Raw genomic sequence first — 16,982 nt, 5'->3', positions numbered from 1 at the left:
TGAAACTTTATTGTTAATATATGTGTATATAGTATTATGCATGGAATTATAAGTACTTTATTTAAAAATAACATAATAATGGAATACATTTCTGTGTTTAGTCTGTATTTAATAAGTTCTATTAGAGGAGGAACCATATTGGACATAGATAAGAAATTAATATTGAGATGTAAAAAATATGACAAGCCTGCTCTCATGGAATTGTTTAAAATATACGAAAAATATTTGTATAGATTATGCTACAGCTATTGTCAAAACCAGCAGGATGCTCTTGATTTAGTTCAGGAAATTTATATAAAAATATTTAACAACATAAACAAATTTAATGATGATATGCCTTTTCATCCCTGGGTGAGAAAGCTTTCCGTAAATATTTGTTTAAATTTCAAAAGAACTGTTAAATCCAATGTAGTATCTTTAAATGGAGAGTTAAATGAAGATTCCACTTTAGAGGATACCATAGCTTCTGATTTCAATGTTGAACATGAAATTGAAAAAATGGATTTAAAGCGAATTATAAAGGAAAATCTTAAAGCTTTGCCAGAAAACTATAGATTAGTTATAATATTAAGATACTATGAAAACTTAAGTTATAATGAAATTTCTGAATTGATATGTAAACCTCTTGGCACTATAAAAACAGATCTTTATAGAGCAAAAGCTTTACTTAAAAAGAAACTAGAAAATATTCGGGAGGAATAAAAAATGAGTTGCAAACTTGATAAAAAGTTTCTTTATGCTTATGCAGATAACACCATAGATCCTCTGGAAAAAATATTTGTAGATGAACATCTAAAATATTGTGATGAATGTACTAAAGCTTTAGAACTTATATATGACATAGATAAAAACCTGAGTACTATGGATGATGATTTAGTTTTTCCAGAAAGGTTGAGCACAATTTCTGAATTGATAGCAGAAAATTGTATATCACAAATTGAAGAAAATGATTTAAAATTAAAAATTCAAAATGACTATAGAGTTTATAGAAATTTCAAAGGAAATATAAAAAATTCAAGAAAGCTTTATAAGAAGAATCCATTTAATAAATTTATTCATAAAAGTATAACCAAATCTATAAAATTTATAGAAAAACCAATAAAGAAATCTATAACTAAAAAAATTAAAAAAATAAAGCTTTTCAAACTATTTAACGCAAGTTAATTTTTGTAAAATGAGGTGTATTTAAGTGTTTATACTCATTACATTTTTAAAGGTACTTGGAATATTGTTATGTATTATACTTTTTATACTAGCGTTATTGTTATTTATTCCGTTTAAATACAATTTGTATTATAACATTAATGATAGTTCAAATTTTGAAGGAACTATATTATGGCTGTTTAACTTATTTAAAATCAAAGTTTTACAGGAAGAAAATTTTAAAATAACCCTTTGCATAGGCAGCAAAGCTATTTATACAATTTCCGAAAGTGAACATTCAGAAGATAAAGAAGTGGAACATGATAATAAGAAATCAAAAAAGACGAAAGCAACTAGCATTAAAAACTTCTTAGAAAAAAAATTTATAAGCTGTGTGCTTTCTTACTTTAAAGATATGTTAAAAATAATAAAACCTGATGAAGTAAAAATAAATGGTGTTTATGGTTTTGATGATCCGTGTATCACGGGATTATTATCTGGTTTTATCCCAATAATTGCACAAGTAATTCCTCACAGCCATATAAACTTAAATCCTGTCTTTGGTGATGATGTTATAGATATAAAAGCTAGCATGTGTGGAAAAATATTTTTATTTTTAACGGTTTTTAGAACTTTAAAATTTATATTAAAAAAGGATGTTAGAAAAATTTTACTAAAAAAATCTAAAACTAGTGAAACTTAATTAATACTTTATGTGTATTAGTTATTGTAATAAAAAATTGAACAAATTTAGGAGGATTTTAATTATGGCAAATGGTTCATCTATTCCAGAAAATTTAGAGGTGTTATTTAATAAATTACAAAACTTTTTAAAAACTGAAACTGTTGTTGGAGAGCCTATTATTATTGGAGAAACTACTTTAATTCCTATTATATCTGTAAGCTTTGGATGCGGTACTGGTTACGGTGGTGGCACTGATGATAAAGGAAATAATGGTTCTGGCGGCGGTCTTGGAGTTGGCGCTAAAGTAACTCCTAATGCTATGGTTGTAATAAAAAATGATTCTGTTACCATGCTTCCTGTAAATAACAAAAATAATGTTGAAAGTCTTTTAGAAATGGTGCCTGGTATAGTATCAAAGTTTAAAAAAGATAAAAAAAATAATAGTACTGAAAGTACTGAAAAAAAATCTGAAGAAGAGTAAAAAAAGGTATATAGATTTGTACAAGTTCAAATCTATATACCTCTTTTTATAAAAAATAAATATCTAAGTAAGACTAAATCCCTTTCCATAAACCTCATAGGAATCTTGAACTAAAACTAAAGCATTATTGTCCACTTCTTTTACAATTTGCTTTAATTTAATTATCTCCTTACTAGTAATTACACACATTAATATTACTTTTTGGTCATCTGTATATCCGCCTCTTGCTTCTAGCTTAGTAGTTCTTCCATTCATTTCTGTTAAAATCAGTTCATTAATTTTTTCAATATTATCAGATATTACATAAACTGATTTTGAGTCTTTAAATCCTTTAATATACATATCAACAACTCTTCCTATTATGTAAACCGTCACAACACCATATAATGCTTTTTCTATTCCAAATACATAAACAGTTAAACAAACAATAGATAAATCAATACACATCATAACTTTACCTACAGGCTTGTGTATAAATTTAGATATCATCTTAGCTACTGTATCTGTTCCTCCTACAGAAGCTTGTTTACTTAGCAGCATTCCTAATGCAAGTCCTGTCATAACACCACCTAATACTGTTGCTAAAAATATATCCTTTGTGAATGGACCAACTCCACTAGTCAATTCAACAAAAATTGGAACTAGAAAAGCTCCAAGTACTGTATTAATAACAAACTTTTTACCCAATATATATAATCCCATCAAAAAAATAGGTACATTAAATATTCCTATTATTATTGACTTTTTCACATGAGTCACACTTTCAAGTACAATGGCTAATCCTGTTACTCCTCCTGGAACAATATGATAAGGAGAAAAAAATGCATTTAATGCAAAGGAAAATAAAAAAATTGCAAATACAATAACCCCTAGGTCAATCAACTTGTTTTTCATACCCATCCACCTTTCTTAAATAAATATAAGTTCTAAATCATACAACATAAAAACCTCCCATCCTACATTAGGATGAAAGGCCGAACTTTCCAGTATTAATCATACATTAAAATTAATACTAATCATCTTCATTTCGCTTACATATTAAATTTTTCAAATTACAATAATATCATACCATAATTTATTATACACTGCGCTTTAAATTTGTCAATGAATTTAAAGGTATTATTTTAAATTTCAGGTACTATTTTAAGTAATATTTAAACTCAATATATTATTTTAAGTAGCATCTAAATTTAGAGCTAATATTTTAAGTAATATCATAAAAATTTTATTTGACAGCACTAGGTTTAATATCTTCAAATATATATTGGTGCATTTGATTTTTAGTAGCATTTAAATCAAATATTAAATACCAAACATTATCTATCATTTTTCCATAACAATAACCATCTAGAGGAAACCTTTGCTCTCCTATATTTTTAATACCTAATGTATACACAGATGTTATCATCTTTAATATATCAGTATTTGACATACTTGTTTCTGTATAAGGAAGAATCTCAGAAACTATATTTACCACACTTCTAGAAGGCATTTTCTTAATTTTATTTAACACAGCAATTAATACTGTTCTTTCTCTTTGAGTTCTTTCAAAATCTCCACCAGAAGTATGTCTTATTCTTGCATAATCCAATGCTTGTTTACCATTTAATTTTTGAATTCCAGCATTAACAGCAGTATGTATTGATACATTTCTATTTTCAATATTTGTATTGTTAATAATATATTTTGATTCTTCTGGAGTTATATTTATATCTACACCACCAATACTATCAATTATTTTTTCAAATCCCCAAAAATCTATAGTGATATAATCTTTTATATTTAAATCAAAATTTTTATTTAAAGTTTTAATTGATACTATTGGTCCTCCATAAGCATATGCATGATTTATTTTAGTCATTCCATAACCATCGATATTAACATAAGAATCCCTCATAATAGAAGATATTTTTATATTTTTGTGTTTTTTGTCAAGAGTCAAAATCATAAGCGCATCAGAACGTGATGCTTCATCCTTATACCTTCTATCAATCCCAAAAATAGCTATATTTATAATTTCATCATCCTTTTTAGTTGCATTATTTTTTATATTTAATTCTGAATTAGCTTTTGGTATTTCTGCTTTCTTTACTTTGTTTAATTGACTATTAAAACATAAAATAATAATTCCAACTGTCACAATTAAAAGAGTTATAGTAATCAATACAATTTTACTAGTTTTTTTCATAAAACAACCTGCTTTTAATATTGTTAATTCTATTATATGTAAACAAACTTATAAAAATTGCTATAAATAAGTTTTATTTATAGTCTTCTTTTATGTTAATAGAAACAAGTTGAACTTATTTTACAATAATTGTAAAATAATATTATGTATATGCATTTTACAAAAATTTCATGTCATAGATATACCATATTAGAGGGGGGTTTAGTATGAAAAACTTTTTCATTAAGTTAAAGTGGATACTGTCACAAACTAAAGGTTCTGCTTTTTCATTAACACTAATTATAATTTTCAGCGGAACAGTTTCATTATGTAATGTTTATAGAGCTATTGTTACCAAACAATTAATTGATTCTGCAACAGATAAGCAGTTTAATCTAATGACTTTTTCATTCATCATACTTGCTGTACTTATACTTGGTGACGTAGCCATTCGTGCAGCCAGTTCTGCGTTATCAACACGCTGCTATATTAAAATTTCTAATTCTATACAAAAAAAGTTTTATTCTCGTCTTATGCGAACAAGTTGGTACGATTACTCTAAATACCACAGTGGAGATATTTTAACTCGAATGACCACTGATATAGATGCTATAACTAATTTGTTGGTTAACCAACTTCCAAGCATAATAGAACTTTCAATAATGTTAATAGCATCTTTTATAACATTGCTATTTTACGATAAAACACTCCCTATTTTAATTCTTATAATTTCTCCTTTTCCTCTTTTACTTAGTCGTATATTTAGCAAAAAGCTTAAAAAAATATATTTAAAGATTCAAGAACTAGAGTCTACATATAGATCATTTTTAAATGAATCTATACAAAACATTATAGTTATTAAAAGCTTTTGCCTTGAAGATATAAGTACTAAAAAATTTAGTGATATGCAAAAATCCAAATTAAATTTATCTCTGAAACGAAACAACATGAGTGTATTTACAAATAGTACTCTTTACTTAGGTTACTGTATAGGTACTTTGATAACATTCAGTATTGGATCTATGAATATATATAAAGGCATTGCAACATTAGGAACCCTTACAGCCATGCTTCAATTAGTAGCAAGTATTCAAAGCCCTTTTTCAAGAATTGCTTCATCATTGCCAGAAATGATATATGCAATTGCTTCAAGTGAGAGAATTTTAGATTTTGAAAAACTAAGCCTTGATTCCATCAAACCTATAGATATTGATCTAAATTCTGCTGGCATTAAGTTTGATAACGTTAGTTTCTCTTATGATAAAAATTTACCTGTAATTAAAGATGCTTCTACTAATATTAATCCAGGAGAAATAATAGCTCTTGTTGGTCCTTCAGGGCAAGGAAAAACAACACTTATTCGTTTAGTACTTTCATTATTAAATCCTGAAAGTGGTCATATTTTTATAATTGCTAATAACAATGAATATGAAGTCAGTGCCTTAAGTAGAAGACTTATATCTTATGTACCACAAGGTAATACTCTTTTCTCTGGTACAATAGCAGATAACCTTCGTTGTGGGTATTCAGAAGCTACAGATGAAGATATTAAAGAGGCTACTAAAGTTGCTTGCGCTTGGGATTTTATTAAGGATTTACCTAATGGAATATACACAGAAGTAGGTGAAAGAGGTGTAGGATTATCAGAAGGTCAGGCTCAGCGTATAGCCATTGCACGAGCTCTAATTCATAAGTCTCCAATATTAATATTTGATGAGGCAACCTCCGCTCTTGACATAGAAACAGAAACAAAAATAATTAAAACAATTCAAAGTTTACATAATAAACGTACCTGCATAATCATAACTCATAGACCAACTGCATTAAGAATATGCCAAAGAATATTCAAAATTGATAACTGTCATTTAGTAGAAATTGAGAAAAACTAGTATGGCCTTTAAGCTGTACTAGTTTTTCTCAATTTTCTTTCCTTCAAAAGTATATCTAAAGTTTTTTTCACAATTTCAATTTGCTCCTTTACAGTGTATTTATCTTCTGGCCTTACTATATAATAAAATGGTATAATCTTTACAATATCAATACACTGCTTAAAGTAATCTACGTTAATTCCTAATCTTAAAAGTATAGTTGAATAATAAATATTCTTAATAATATTCCACAGTTTATCTGTTCCTTCTAACTTTCTAATTCCTATAGTACAATCCTGTTTAGGGCAGAGTTCAAATATTGCTACAAGAGGCATAGGCTCTGATTTAAAATTATTAGGATCTGATATAACATACTTATGGTCAGTATTAGAAGCTAATGAAAGACTTGCAATATCATATCCCATCATCCTTGCAGAATCACTACATAACCTTTGTTGTGGAAATGCAGGTTGAACCATTGGAATACCTTCTTCATTTAAAGTAATTACAGAAATATCATCAGATAAGAACTCATATTCATTTTTTCTAAAGGCAGAACATAGGGTAGACTTCCCAGCACCACAATCTCCAGTAAAAATAACACATTGATCATTAATTATAACGGAGCTTCCATGTATTGGCACCATACCTCTCTGCAGTAAAACAACACCAAATGCGGTTCCCATAAGATATACATTGATAGATTTACTATCTGCTTTTTCATATGGTTCGATTAAAATCAATTTACCATCCTTTATATAATAACGTCCAACATTTTCCACAGAAAATAAAAATTCTGTTTTTGACATCTGGTAGTCGTCCGCTTTTATAATAATATGATCAATCTTCGAAGGAACTTTGCCTAATATAATTTTTATATCTTCATCACCTTCACTAGGTAAAAGTTCTGAAATAGGTATTTCTGATGATATTTTTAATCCAAAGACTGTGTATATTCTTTTAATTTTAGATGAATTTTTCTTCATCATTTTAACTCTCCATTTAAGTATATAAATTTAAAAATTATAATGTGTTATTTTTTACCTCTAGGCAATGGTAATGCTGGTCCACTAGTTCCTATAAGAACGTAACCATTAATATCGTAATGAACTCCATCACCAGCACCACCATTTCCTCCTGCTTCAGTATATTTTGCACATAATGTCCACAATTCTGGATTCTTCCATTCTTTCATATAATCACCTCCCATTTAGCATACTAATTTTATAAATCTTCCAAAAATTATACTGATTATTATCATTTGAATACATTCATAACTATCATCTTTGGGATGATCTCCTATATCATTTAAAACTTTTTGTAGCTTATCAGTATCAAGATATTTCTCAAACGTTTTGCATTTAATTATATATTGAAGCTCTCTTTTTATATTAGGCCAATCAGGCAATAATCGTTGTATCCAATCAGCACTTTGACATCCTCTTGAAGTATAGTTTAATCTTATTTTATCTGGTAAAATACCTTTCATAGCTCTACGTATTAAACTTCTTTCTTTGCCTTTGTTAACAAATTGTTCTCCAGGAAGACTCATGCAAAATTCAATAATACGTTTATCTCTAGTAGGATCACGTTTTGCTATACCATACTTTAAGGATAATTTCGTCTCTATTGCACCAGCATGTGAAAATAAAACTGAATTTGCTAAAAAACGATGAACCTCTTGTATATCTAAATTATTTTTTAAATATGGTCCCAATCCTACCTTTTTTAATCTATCATTTACATTCCACTTTGATGCATATTCAGAGTTTACTGGTACTTGTAATTCATTTTTTTCATCTATGGCATTTATCTTATGATAAATACTTTTTATACAATCTGGTAGAACAATTTTTAAAAAATATTTAAATACACTACTATATGTACGATTATAAAATTTACTATAGTCCCTAATTTCCCTTAATGCTGAAATCAACTTTCCTTTTCTATATAAAGTCATTAAATAACTAGTAATGTTTCCAAAAGATATAGTATAATTTCCTGATTGACCATCAAGAAGTACTGTACACTTGCTTTGAGCAGCCTTTAAAGCTATATCATTTAACCAAAAGGAATTTTGTACAAATTTATATGGCTGTTCCAAAATATCTATCAATTCATCAATACAATTAACTGAATTTAATCCCTCACAATTGCAATATGTTACATCTATATTTCTATGTTCTTCCATATAAGCTTTAATATAATCTCTTTCATCTGCAATAGCAGTTTTAGGCAGCCAATCCTTATAATCTGAGATAGGTATGGAAGTAAACGCTTTTAGTCTCTTTCCTTCCTCTTCTAACTTCAATGCTGCAATACTAGCTATAGATCCTGAATCTAGCCCTCCACTAAGCATAATTCCTACTGATCCAACGCTGTGAAGTCGGCAATTTACTGCTTCGAAAAAAACTTCTCTAAAAGCCTCCTCGTAGTCCTCATCTGATTTAAGGTGAAGTTTTGGAACATCTAAAGGATTCCAATACTTTCTTATAACAATGCCTCTAGGATTTATCTTAAGTGTATGTGCTGGAGGCAGCTGAAAAATATTCTTATATATAGTATGATTGCAATCAACCTCATGAATGGGACCCTGTAATGCCAAAAAGTCTGCAATCCATGCATCATTTAGCTCATTAGGATTTTCTTTAATAATAAGTAGCGGCTTCATAACAGTACAAAAAGCAAATACTTCTGTGCTGTTATAATAATAAAATGTTCTTTTGCCAACATGATCACGAGCACAAAACATTTCCTTTGTTTTCTCATTCCAGATAACAAATGCAAAATCTCCAACCAAATGCTTAGGACACTCTTCTCCCCATTTAATGTATGCTAATAATATGAGCCTGCTGTCAGGTATTTGGCACCATTCTGTTACAGGTATATTAAATAGTGATAAGAGTTCTCTACGATTATCAATAATAGCATCAGCATTTATAACTAAACCATTTTCTGATTGAAAGTAAGGTAGCTTCTCTAAACTACTTTCAGGTGTAATATATTTAATAACACTTCCTAAAAACACTTGATTCTTCTCCCAGGTTCCTGAAAAATCATTAGGATAAGCTTTCAACTTTTCCATCATTGCTGAATTTATTTGTTCTAGAACTTTTCCCCCAATTAAGTTATATATTCCACATATAGCGCTCATTGTTCCACCTCTAATCATTAGTCGCAAACTTTGCCACTTTAGTAAATAATATTTTTTCATCCCCTCCGGTAATGATATCTTTACCACTTCGAAGCCAAGCATGAGCTATAAGTTTATTTTCCTTGTCTTTTGCTACACCTAAGTACAAAGTACTGCTTATCCTTTTTTGTTTTAGTAATACTTGTGCAGTAAGTGCCTTAACAAGACATTTGCTTTCCCAGGGTGTGTTTCTACTTATTATATTAACAGCCCAACTAACTCTTTTAGCTGTAAATCTATCCATATCACTTAGGTATTTTGGTGATTCTTCTTTATATTTACCTGCAAGCTTAGTTAACGTACTAAAAGCTATAATTAAAATTGCAAACCGTATTAGTCCAGTAAGAAAAAAGGCTTGAAATAATAATATTTTATCCTTACAAGGAATTTTAAAAAACTTATAGAATTTTTTAACTAACAGATATAAGTTCTTCATCATTCAGCCTATTTAAAAATGTAAGTACAGCTTCTTCACAAGTCTTTGTGTCTACATTGTATTCCTTTAATAAAGCTGACTTTATTTCTTTTATAGCAATAGGATTTTTGATTAATTCCCAAATTCTACTTCCAACACTATTAAATCCATAGTATTTACCTTTATCAATATCCATCATAACTATTTCTCCATCTATATCAGTTGCATCTAAACCCACTTTTTGGACAACAATTGTATCAAAACTAATCATCTTATCTATTTTCATATAATCATTTCCCCTTTGTATAGAATATTTTTCCTATACTATATAAATATTATTATATTTTAAATTATATGATAATAAATTTACATTTTTAAGACCTTATTTATAGATTTAACCATTTAAATAAGTTATCTCGCTTTCTCAAAAATTCTGATTCTGGTAATAGAATAAGTTTTTTTTGTTCAATATTATAATCCTTGCGTATGATACCGTATATCATACGGTGTAACCAAGCTATTGGTATAAGCATAGGGTATTTTTGTACATAATTATATCTTTTTCCAAGATTATGATGCTTGGGGAAAAAAAATACTAATATATATTTTAATTTTCTCATAAAACTATTAGATTGATCTTTGTTTCTATAATAAGATAATAAATTTTCATTTAGTGGATATAAATTTGCTTTTCCAAAAATTCCTCCATAAACTCCTTTAGAAAAAACATTATCTATAATCATATCTATATATTGGCTATTTTCTAATTCCTTATTGTATAGTATGTCTGGCACAACCATAGCAAATAGCCTTCTGCAAACTTCAAATATAGCAATAACAAAACTTTCAATTTTGCACTTTTTAATTTTTTCATAAAAGCTATTCCAATTTATTTCGTTTCTCTTTGATTCAACTAAAAGCACAAGATCTGAAAGTTGCCTAAGCCCAAATCCTGAAGAAACAAAATGTACTGCCATATGTAAACATAAATGTACCATTTGATTTTCAATAGAAGGGACCAATATAGTTGTACCACATATATTACTAATCTCTGTATTTTTCCATATATCCTCTTCTAAATAATTAGCATTCTTAAAGCAATCTGTATCTACTAGCAACCAATGAAGTTCAATAGGATTATATTGTTTGTGTAAAAATATTGCATGTTTTAAATCTCTATGATCTTCGAAATACCCACTATTAAGGAGAATTTTTTTTGCTTTATCTAAATCTCCAACATGTATAAGTATATCTGAATCAGACATAGTTCTAAGTTCTTCTACTGGATAAAGTTTTCTAAGTGCTAATCCCTTTAATGCTATTACTGGTATTTCAGCCTCATTAAATACTTTTAATACAAAGCTCATTTTATTTGTATTTTTCACCTGATTTAGTGAAGCTAAAATAGTTCTTTTTTTCCATTCATCCATAATTTCATATGCTGGTTTTATATCATAATGAAGGTTTTTTATTACAGGATATAAAAGTGTATATATATCTTGTTCTTTTGACATTTCAAAAATTATTCTCCAATTAACATTATGTATATTATTGTTATTAACTTTTTTCCTACGTATTGATGAACATAAAAGATATACTACTGTTTCTTGATTACTATTCATATTCATACTTATATCTCCTAATATATAGTATTCATCTCAATTGTTATTTCATTATTGATTGCACCTAATATGTTCATTGAGGTGAATTTCTTTTTTCAAACTGTAAAGCATAAATAAATTCAATGCTTAATAAATAGGAAATTTACTCGATCAGTAAGCCTATTCTTCGTACTACCTTTTTAATTAAAAACTTAGTTTTCTTTTTCGTTCTTACAGACAATTTTTCTGTACAGTATTTTTTCATAAGTTTATCAAAATCAACAGCATTTAGTTCTTCGTAAAACTTATCTCTATTTTTATTAGTTTGCATAGAATTTACCATAGCAGGATTATATTTTATAGCACTTTTAAATTCAACTTGTTTATATACTAATTTATTTTTAACTTTGTCTAAAACAATTTTTCCTTTTGATGAATGAATTAATAATAATGAAATACCTTTATCATCATTTATTTCAGGCATCAAATTTTGTATACCCCAAAAATCCGCTAAAGTTATATCTGCTTGTCTTTGTTCCGTTTTATAGTAACATTCATAACAAGAAGGTCTTAAATACAAATTTTTATTAAACCCTACTAGGTACATATCTTTATTAATTGTACTAATGTATTTACTACCATTTTCATGCATTATAAACAAAGAGAAGTTCATCCAACCTTTTGTCTTGTTTCTGAATGAAATAAATTTTATTGGAGAAGAGGCTTTCTTTTCTCTAAATATCATATACTTCTTCCATACAATAGGACTAGGAACTCCATGACAAATAACATCTTGACAAATTAAATTATCATAGTCTTTTCCTAAATACGATTTTAATCCTGCTACTTGACATGGAGTACCTGTGAAAAGTACTAATCGATTTTGTTCCAAGAAATCTTTAGCTTGACTATATGTGTACCCTATTTTACTTTGTACATATTTTGAAGCACGTAATTTAGCTAAGTCTTTTTTATTGTCCACAACAATATGTTCTACATTAAAGTGCTCATCAAATGCTGCACCAAACACAACTCCACATTTATCAATAATATGTTCTGCAATTAAAGTAAAGATACCACCTGAAGAACTTTCCATGCGAATCCTTTCATCCTTATTATAACCAGCATATGCAATAGGATTATTGAACAATTTACTGGTATGTAAAATATGACATACTTTTTCACATAACCCACATTTTACGCAATTTTCTTTATCCACTTTAGGATATAAAAAGCCTTCATTATCGGTTTCCATTATAATTGTATGATTCGGGCAGATATTGGCACAAGCAGAACAACCAGTACATAATTTTTTGCTTTTTATTTCTATCATATCTTTCCCACCTTAAACAAACTTATGATAATTTAGTCTTTTTAGTCATCATCTTTCCTATTAACCATAGTGCATATATTGAAAATAATAGCGCCAATACTCTAATAACGATATTTCTTGTAATAGCTGTTACTATCGTCTGTATAAGCAAGGCTAACCACATAAATATAATTTCTTTTGAAATTAATAGTGAATGGTGCACTACTCCCCTTCGTATGTAAAAAGGTATAAATACTACAGTTGTTATAAAATATGATATTAAATATGCAATTGCTATTCCAATTGCCCCTAAAACACGAATGTGCCATAAAATTCCTAAAAATGTTATTCCCCAAAGAGCATTACTCATAAATGCCCACCACATTAAATTGTTACTAACTAAATTTCTTGCTATACCTTCTTTGTAAGATAAGATACAACATGTTAGTACAACAATTAATAGTGAAACATTTAATTGAAATCCGTTAAACTCTCTTCCGTATAACCAAGAAATTAATTCTGGTGCTGTTAAAATTGGAATTGCAAAACAAATTACCATTATCCATCCAAAAAGTATATTGATTTTTTCAAGACGTTCATTACCTTTGTTAGCAACAATTAATGGTAAAATTACACTTCCTACAGCAGTTGGTAAAAATGTCAATACACTTCTCCATTGGTTGGCAGCATTAAAAATTCCAATTTGAAAATATCCATTAACACTTGAAGTTATAAATGTATTACCAATCCAAGTCACAGGCCCTACCATTACATTTGAAAGCATTGAAGGCAAGGAAAACTTCCACATTATATATAATTCTTTATGAGCATTCTTAATATCCATATAAATTCCATACATTTTTCTAATCTTATTATTTTCAAATTCATATAGTATAAGCATGATACATCCAATTATGATATAACCAATAATTAATCCATTTACGCCAAGGAAATATGTGAATACAACATATATTGGAAAAGACATCAATCCCTGAATTATAGATAATTTCGCTATACTTTTAAAATATTCAAATCCAGATAATGTACTTATCTGAATTGTATTGACTGTATTTGTAATTAGCATAATAGAAGCAAGCATTAATCCTGAAGCAAGATGAGGTGCATTGAGTTGTTGTATTGCTAACCATGGAGCTAATATTACAAGTGCCATAGCCATAATAATACCTGAAATTATTCCAATAAGGTTTGTCATTCCAATTATTCTTCCACATTTCATCTTATCTGTATTTCTATATTCAGCAACAAAACGTGTTGCTGTAGTACCTAATCCTAATCCTGCAAATGTTGAAAACATTAATACAGTACTATTTATAACTCCAAATTCTCCATTTTTATCAACGCCTAACATTCTAGCTGTTATAACCGATGCTATCATCAAAAAAACTTTTGAAAAAACAGTTCCAATAATATTCCAAGCCATTCCCCCTATTAATTTCTTTGCAATTGGATTTTCAAAAATTAATTCATGTTGTATTAACCTTTTTACTTTTTTCTCCATTCTCCATTAACCTATCAGATAAAAATCACTGATTTTCCTTCCTGTATCATCTTCATTAATTATTCAATTATTTCTATTGCATAAAATCCATTAATTCCATTATCAATTATGTTAGTTTTTTAAATAAATTAACTATTCTCTGTTCATCACTTTGAATTTCTTCAATTCGATTCTTAATTTTTTTCGAGATAATCTCTTTATTATTTAACATTTCTAAAGTTTTATCCTTTAATTCTTTTTCCATTTCTACTAATGGAATAGCCCATTCAGAGTTACCATAAATATAATTTGCCATACCTAATCCTTTTTGACTATAAAACAAAAATATTGTAGGTATACCTTCGCAAATTGCATTAATTGCACAATGCATTCTTGCAGCAATAACAATATCACATTTTTTTAAAAATTCCTTGGTTCCTAAAAAACCTTTACCAGACTCTAACAAACTTACAGATTTTATGTAATCTCTAGGTATACTATTATAGATATCTTTTAAATAAATCATATCATTATCCTTGTCTGATAATGGGCTTATTACATGTGGTACTAATACTATCTCTGTATTTGGTATTGTAATTAATTTTTTAATAGTATTTATAATTTGTTTTTTAAATGAAACGCTAATTTTCCCTATTTGTTCTCTAATAGACAAAGGACTCAAATTCAGAGCAATTTTTATCTTGTTTGACTTTAAAAAATTTTCATGTCTACCTATGTCTTTAATATAAAATGCTGGATCAGAACATAAACTTAAATTAGATATTATATTGTTACTTTTCAAATAATTAAAAGTGGTTTTTTCTCTGCAAAATATCTGTTTGACATCTTTTAGATGATTAAAATAGTAATTCTTGATTCCTTCTTTTTCTCCAAAAGGTCCTATTGATGCTCCCCATATTACAAGAGGCTTATATTGTAAAATTGTTTTACCGAATTCAACAATATCACTATGTTTTGTTTCTTTATTTTTATCTATAATATTTTTTGGTATAGTATAAATATCTCCACCTATTGAAAAGATAATATCACACTCATTAGCAACACTTTTGGCATTCCAAAATGTTAATTGCTTTTGTACAAAAATTATTCTTAAAAATTTATTTATTATACGCCTCAACATTATATATCTTTTCATAGGAATATATTTTACTATAATATTTAAATCACTCACTGCTTTTCTATCTTCTTTAGGACAATATGTATATAATATTATCTTACAATTTGGCCATGCTAGTTTTAGTAATTCATAAGTACCTCTAACAATAGCCTCACATCCATAATTATACAAACCATATATTCCAAATAGACCAATTTTTAATTGTTTTTCCATTATAAAATACCTCTTTAAATTAGTTATTTATAACTTTATATATTTTTTAAAATCTTCCTTGCCACATATTCTGGTGTCAATTGTTCTGATATATAATATTCGCCTTTATCTAATTGTTTTTTTGCTCTTTCAATTGCGTCTCTTATAGACTGTTCTTGATTTTTACATAAAATAAATCTTTTAAATGAATTTAAATAATCTCCTAGCTCTTCTTCATATTCTCCATCTAAAATCACCACAATAGGTTTCTTATATGAAGCACAATAATACACTTTTCCAGGAATTTGAGTTCCTCTTCTATTGCATATGCATACCAATATGTCTGTTTTTTCTTCCATTTCTACAGCTTTTCTATAAGAAATCATTCCAGTAACGTATATATTCTTTGTACATTTCAATGTAATATCAGAGGCCCCACAAATATTCAACATAAACCCTTCCTCTTTCGCAACATTATATAAAGGTTTAATATTTCTAATTTTTGAATTATATGCTCCAAAATAACCTACTAATATATTAGAATTTTTTTCTTTACTCCTATACATACTATTAATATTGGTATAAGCTTGACTAGTATAATCCATTTTACAAGTATGCCTTGGGTAAGTTTCTTTTTGAATTTTTAGTGTTAGCGGTGATGCATATACAACCTTATTAGCTTCATTAATTAATTTATTCTCATTGTATTTTACTAATCTATCACGCCAATTACTTTCCCTAGTTATATCATTTAGCATTGGATCACCCCAATATTGAATCCATCTTGCATTACAGTTTTTATTCTTTTTATAAATTCTCTCTGCAATTAAATGTGATGACTTAGGGTCAGAAGCTGAAATAATAATATCATATTTACTATAATCTATATTCAGCTTTGATACTCCTTTTACATTCACTTTTTGAGCATCAAAAATGGCTATATTTTTATATAAATTTTTTATGATAACACGAATCTTAGAATATATCCTATTTATGATATTAGTCCTATATTCAGTATTTTTTATGTGTAATTCCTCATTATTAAGCTTTTCTTTTTTAGTCCTCAAGACTGCATATTTACGGTCAACTTCAATATAATACACATTATTTACAAAACTTTTTACATTATCCATTGAATCATCATAGCCAAGACTATTGTTCATTGGCATCAATGTCATAATGTCCACTTCGTTTTCACATTTATACAAGCCTTCCACAATTCCTTTATTCTGAATTGTTGCAGATGAATTGTCTTCAAATGGTACCATAGATATAAATAGTATCCTCAT

General features: G+C 27.9%; 17 protein-coding genes. 5 read left to right on the top strand and 12 right to left on the bottom strand.

Annotated features, from left to right (window positions below; all coding sequences use genetic code 11):
• The first annotated feature begins 138 nt into the window (after window positions 1-138).
• From Q6H37_RS07470 to Q6H37_RS07455, 4 genes are all read left to right on the top strand, one after another.
• Entirely contained in the window at window positions 139-702 is a 564-nt protein-coding gene (locus Q6H37_RS07470) for an RNA polymerase sigma factor (RefSeq protein WP_318740541.1), read from the top strand.
• Between the two features lie 3 nt (window positions 703-705).
• Window positions 706-1,164, top strand: a complete 459-nt coding sequence (locus Q6H37_RS07465) for a zf-HC2 domain-containing protein (RefSeq protein ID WP_318740539.1) — start codon at window positions 706-708, stop codon at window positions 1,162-1,164.
• Between the two features lie 25 nt (window positions 1,165-1,189).
• Entirely contained in the window at window positions 1,190-1,846 is a 657-nt protein-coding gene (locus tag Q6H37_RS07460) for a DUF2953 domain-containing protein (protein WP_318740538.1), read from the top strand.
• A gap of 64 nt (window positions 1,847-1,910) precedes the next feature.
• A complete protein-coding gene (locus Q6H37_RS07455) occupies window positions 1,911-2,309 on the top strand; it encodes a GerW family sporulation protein (RefSeq protein ID WP_318740537.1) in 399 nt (132 codons plus the stop codon).
• Between the two features lie 63 nt (window positions 2,310-2,372).
• On the opposite strand, the gene Q6H37_RS07450 is transcribed toward Q6H37_RS07455, so the two are convergent.
• Together Q6H37_RS07450 and Q6H37_RS07445 are read right to left on the bottom strand one after the other, a co-directional pair.
• Entirely contained in the window at window positions 2,373-3,203 is an 831-nt protein-coding gene (locus tag Q6H37_RS07450; RefSeq protein WP_007060463.1) for a YitT family protein, read from the bottom strand.
• 331 nt (window positions 3,204-3,534) lie between these two features.
• A complete protein-coding gene (locus tag Q6H37_RS07445) occupies window positions 3,535-4,497 on the bottom strand; it encodes an LCP family protein (protein WP_318740534.1) in 963 nt (320 codons plus the stop codon).
• 206 nt (window positions 4,498-4,703) lie between these two features.
• On the opposite strand from Q6H37_RS07445, the gene Q6H37_RS07440 reads away from it, so the two are divergent.
• A complete protein-coding gene (locus Q6H37_RS07440) occupies window positions 4,704-6,365 on the top strand; it encodes an ABC transporter ATP-binding protein (RefSeq protein WP_318740532.1) in 1,662 nt (553 codons plus the stop codon).
• 8 nt (window positions 6,366-6,373) lie between these two features.
• Here the strand turns inward: Q6H37_RS07440 and Q6H37_RS07435 are convergent, their stop codons facing one another.
• The 10 genes from Q6H37_RS07435 to Q6H37_RS07390 form a co-directional block, all read right to left on the bottom strand.
• Window positions 6,374-7,333 (bottom strand): hypothetical protein, encoded by a 960-nt coding sequence (locus Q6H37_RS07435; RefSeq protein ID WP_318740530.1) that lies wholly within the window; start codon window positions 7,331-7,333, stop codon window positions 6,374-6,376.
• 44 nt (window positions 7,334-7,377) lie between these two features.
• Window positions 7,378-7,539: a hypothetical protein gene (locus Q6H37_RS07430; RefSeq protein ID WP_318740528.1), complete on the bottom strand. Its 162-nt coding sequence runs from the start codon at window positions 7,537-7,539 to the stop codon at window positions 7,378-7,380.
• A gap of 15 nt (window positions 7,540-7,554) precedes the next feature.
• Window positions 7,555-9,498, bottom strand: a complete 1,944-nt coding sequence (locus tag Q6H37_RS07425) for an asparagine synthase-related protein (RefSeq protein WP_318740526.1) — start codon at window positions 9,496-9,498, stop codon at window positions 7,555-7,557.
• Between the two features lie 10 nt (window positions 9,499-9,508).
• Window positions 9,509-9,973, bottom strand: a complete 465-nt coding sequence (locus tag Q6H37_RS07420; protein WP_318740522.1) for a lasso peptide biosynthesis B2 protein — start codon at window positions 9,971-9,973, stop codon at window positions 9,509-9,511.
• The gene (locus tag Q6H37_RS07415) at window positions 9,948-10,238 is read right to left on the bottom strand and encodes a lasso peptide biosynthesis PqqD family chaperone (RefSeq protein WP_318740520.1); all 291 of its coding nucleotides are present in this window, start codon (window positions 10,236-10,238) and stop codon (window positions 9,948-9,950) included. Before Q6H37_RS07415 ends, Q6H37_RS07420 begins: the two co-directional genes overlap by 26 nt.
• Window positions 10,239-10,338: 100 nt before the next feature.
• Window positions 10,339-11,580 carry a nucleotidyltransferase family protein gene (locus Q6H37_RS07410; RefSeq protein ID WP_318740518.1) on the bottom strand — a complete coding sequence of 414 codons (1,242 nt, stop codon included), beginning with the start codon at window positions 11,578-11,580 and terminating at the stop codon, window positions 10,339-10,341.
• A gap of 136 nt (window positions 11,581-11,716) precedes the next feature.
• The gene (locus Q6H37_RS07405; protein WP_318740516.1) at window positions 11,717-12,886 is read right to left on the bottom strand and encodes a Coenzyme F420 hydrogenase/dehydrogenase, beta subunit C-terminal domain; all 1,170 of its coding nucleotides are present in this window, start codon (window positions 12,884-12,886) and stop codon (window positions 11,717-11,719) included.
• 22 nt (window positions 12,887-12,908) lie between these two features.
• On the bottom strand, window positions 12,909-14,384 hold the full coding sequence (locus Q6H37_RS07400; protein WP_318740514.1) for an oligosaccharide flippase family protein: 1,476 nt from the start codon (window positions 14,382-14,384) through the stop codon (window positions 12,909-12,911).
• A 106-nt stretch (window positions 14,385-14,490) separates the two neighbouring features.
• Entirely contained in the window at window positions 14,491-15,714 is a 1,224-nt protein-coding gene (locus Q6H37_RS07395) for a polysaccharide pyruvyl transferase family protein (protein ID WP_318740512.1), read from the bottom strand.
• Between the two features lie 35 nt (window positions 15,715-15,749).
• Window positions 15,750-16,982, bottom strand: coding sequence for a hypothetical protein (locus tag Q6H37_RS07390; protein ID WP_318740510.1), 1,233 nt, complete (start codon window positions 16,980-16,982; stop codon window positions 15,750-15,752).

This window comes from Clostridium sp. JS66 (assembly GCF_033561535.1).
Taxonomy (GTDB): domain Bacteria; phylum Bacillota; class Clostridia; order Clostridiales; family Clostridiaceae; genus Clostridium_AM; species Clostridium_AM carboxidivorans.
The sequence above is the reverse complement of the archived record's forward strand: the minus strand, read 5'-3'. Positions and strand labels throughout refer to the sequence as shown.

Bases quoted from the DNA above. Each gene is read 5' to 3' on its own strand.
- Q6H37_RS07410 (WP_318740518.1), bottom strand. From the start codon at position 11,580: ATGAATATGAATAGTAATCAAGAAACAGTAGTATATCTTTTATGTTCA.
- Q6H37_RS07445 (WP_318740534.1), bottom strand. From the start codon at position 4,497: ATGAAAAAAACTAGTAAAATTGTATTGATTACTATAACTCTTTTAATT.
- Q6H37_RS07455 (WP_318740537.1), top strand. From the start codon at position 1,911: ATGGCAAATGGTTCATCTATTCCAGAAAATTTAGAGGTGTTATTTAAT.
- Q6H37_RS07395 (WP_318740512.1), bottom strand. From the start codon at position 15,714: ATGGAAAAACAATTAAAAATTGGTCTATTTGGAATATATGGTTTGTAT.
- Q6H37_RS07420 (WP_318740522.1), bottom strand. From the start codon at position 9,973: ATGAAGAACTTATATCTGTTAGTTAAAAAATTCTATAAGTTTTTTAAA.
- Q6H37_RS07405 (WP_318740516.1), bottom strand. From the start codon at position 12,886: ATGATAGAAATAAAAAGCAAAAAATTATGTACTGGTTGTTCTGCTTGT.
- Q6H37_RS07465 (WP_318740539.1), top strand. From the start codon at position 706: ATGAGTTGCAAACTTGATAAAAAGTTTCTTTATGCTTATGCAGATAAC.
- Q6H37_RS07435 (WP_318740530.1), bottom strand. From the start codon at position 7,333: ATGATGAAGAAAAATTCATCTAAAATTAAAAGAATATACACAGTCTTT.
- Q6H37_RS07430 (WP_318740528.1), bottom strand. From the start codon at position 7,539: ATGAAAGAATGGAAGAATCCAGAATTGTGGACATTATGTGCAAAATAT.
- Q6H37_RS07425 (WP_318740526.1), bottom strand. From the start codon at position 9,498: ATGAGCGCTATATGTGGAATATATAACTTAATTGGGGGAAAAGTTCTA.
- Q6H37_RS07390 (WP_318740510.1), bottom strand. From the start codon at position 16,982: ATGAGGATACTATTTATATCTATGGTACCATTTGAAGACAATTCATCT.
- Q6H37_RS07450 (WP_007060463.1), bottom strand. From the start codon at position 3,203: ATGAAAAACAAGTTGATTGACCTAGGGGTTATTGTATTTGCAATTTTT.
- Q6H37_RS07415 (WP_318740520.1), bottom strand. From the start codon at position 10,238: ATGAAAATAGATAAGATGATTAGTTTTGATACAATTGTTGTCCAAAAA.
- Q6H37_RS07400 (WP_318740514.1), bottom strand. From the start codon at position 14,384: ATGGAGAAAAAAGTAAAAAGGTTAATACAACATGAATTAATTTTTGAA.
- Q6H37_RS07440 (WP_318740532.1), top strand. From the start codon at position 4,704: ATGAAAAACTTTTTCATTAAGTTAAAGTGGATACTGTCACAAACTAAA.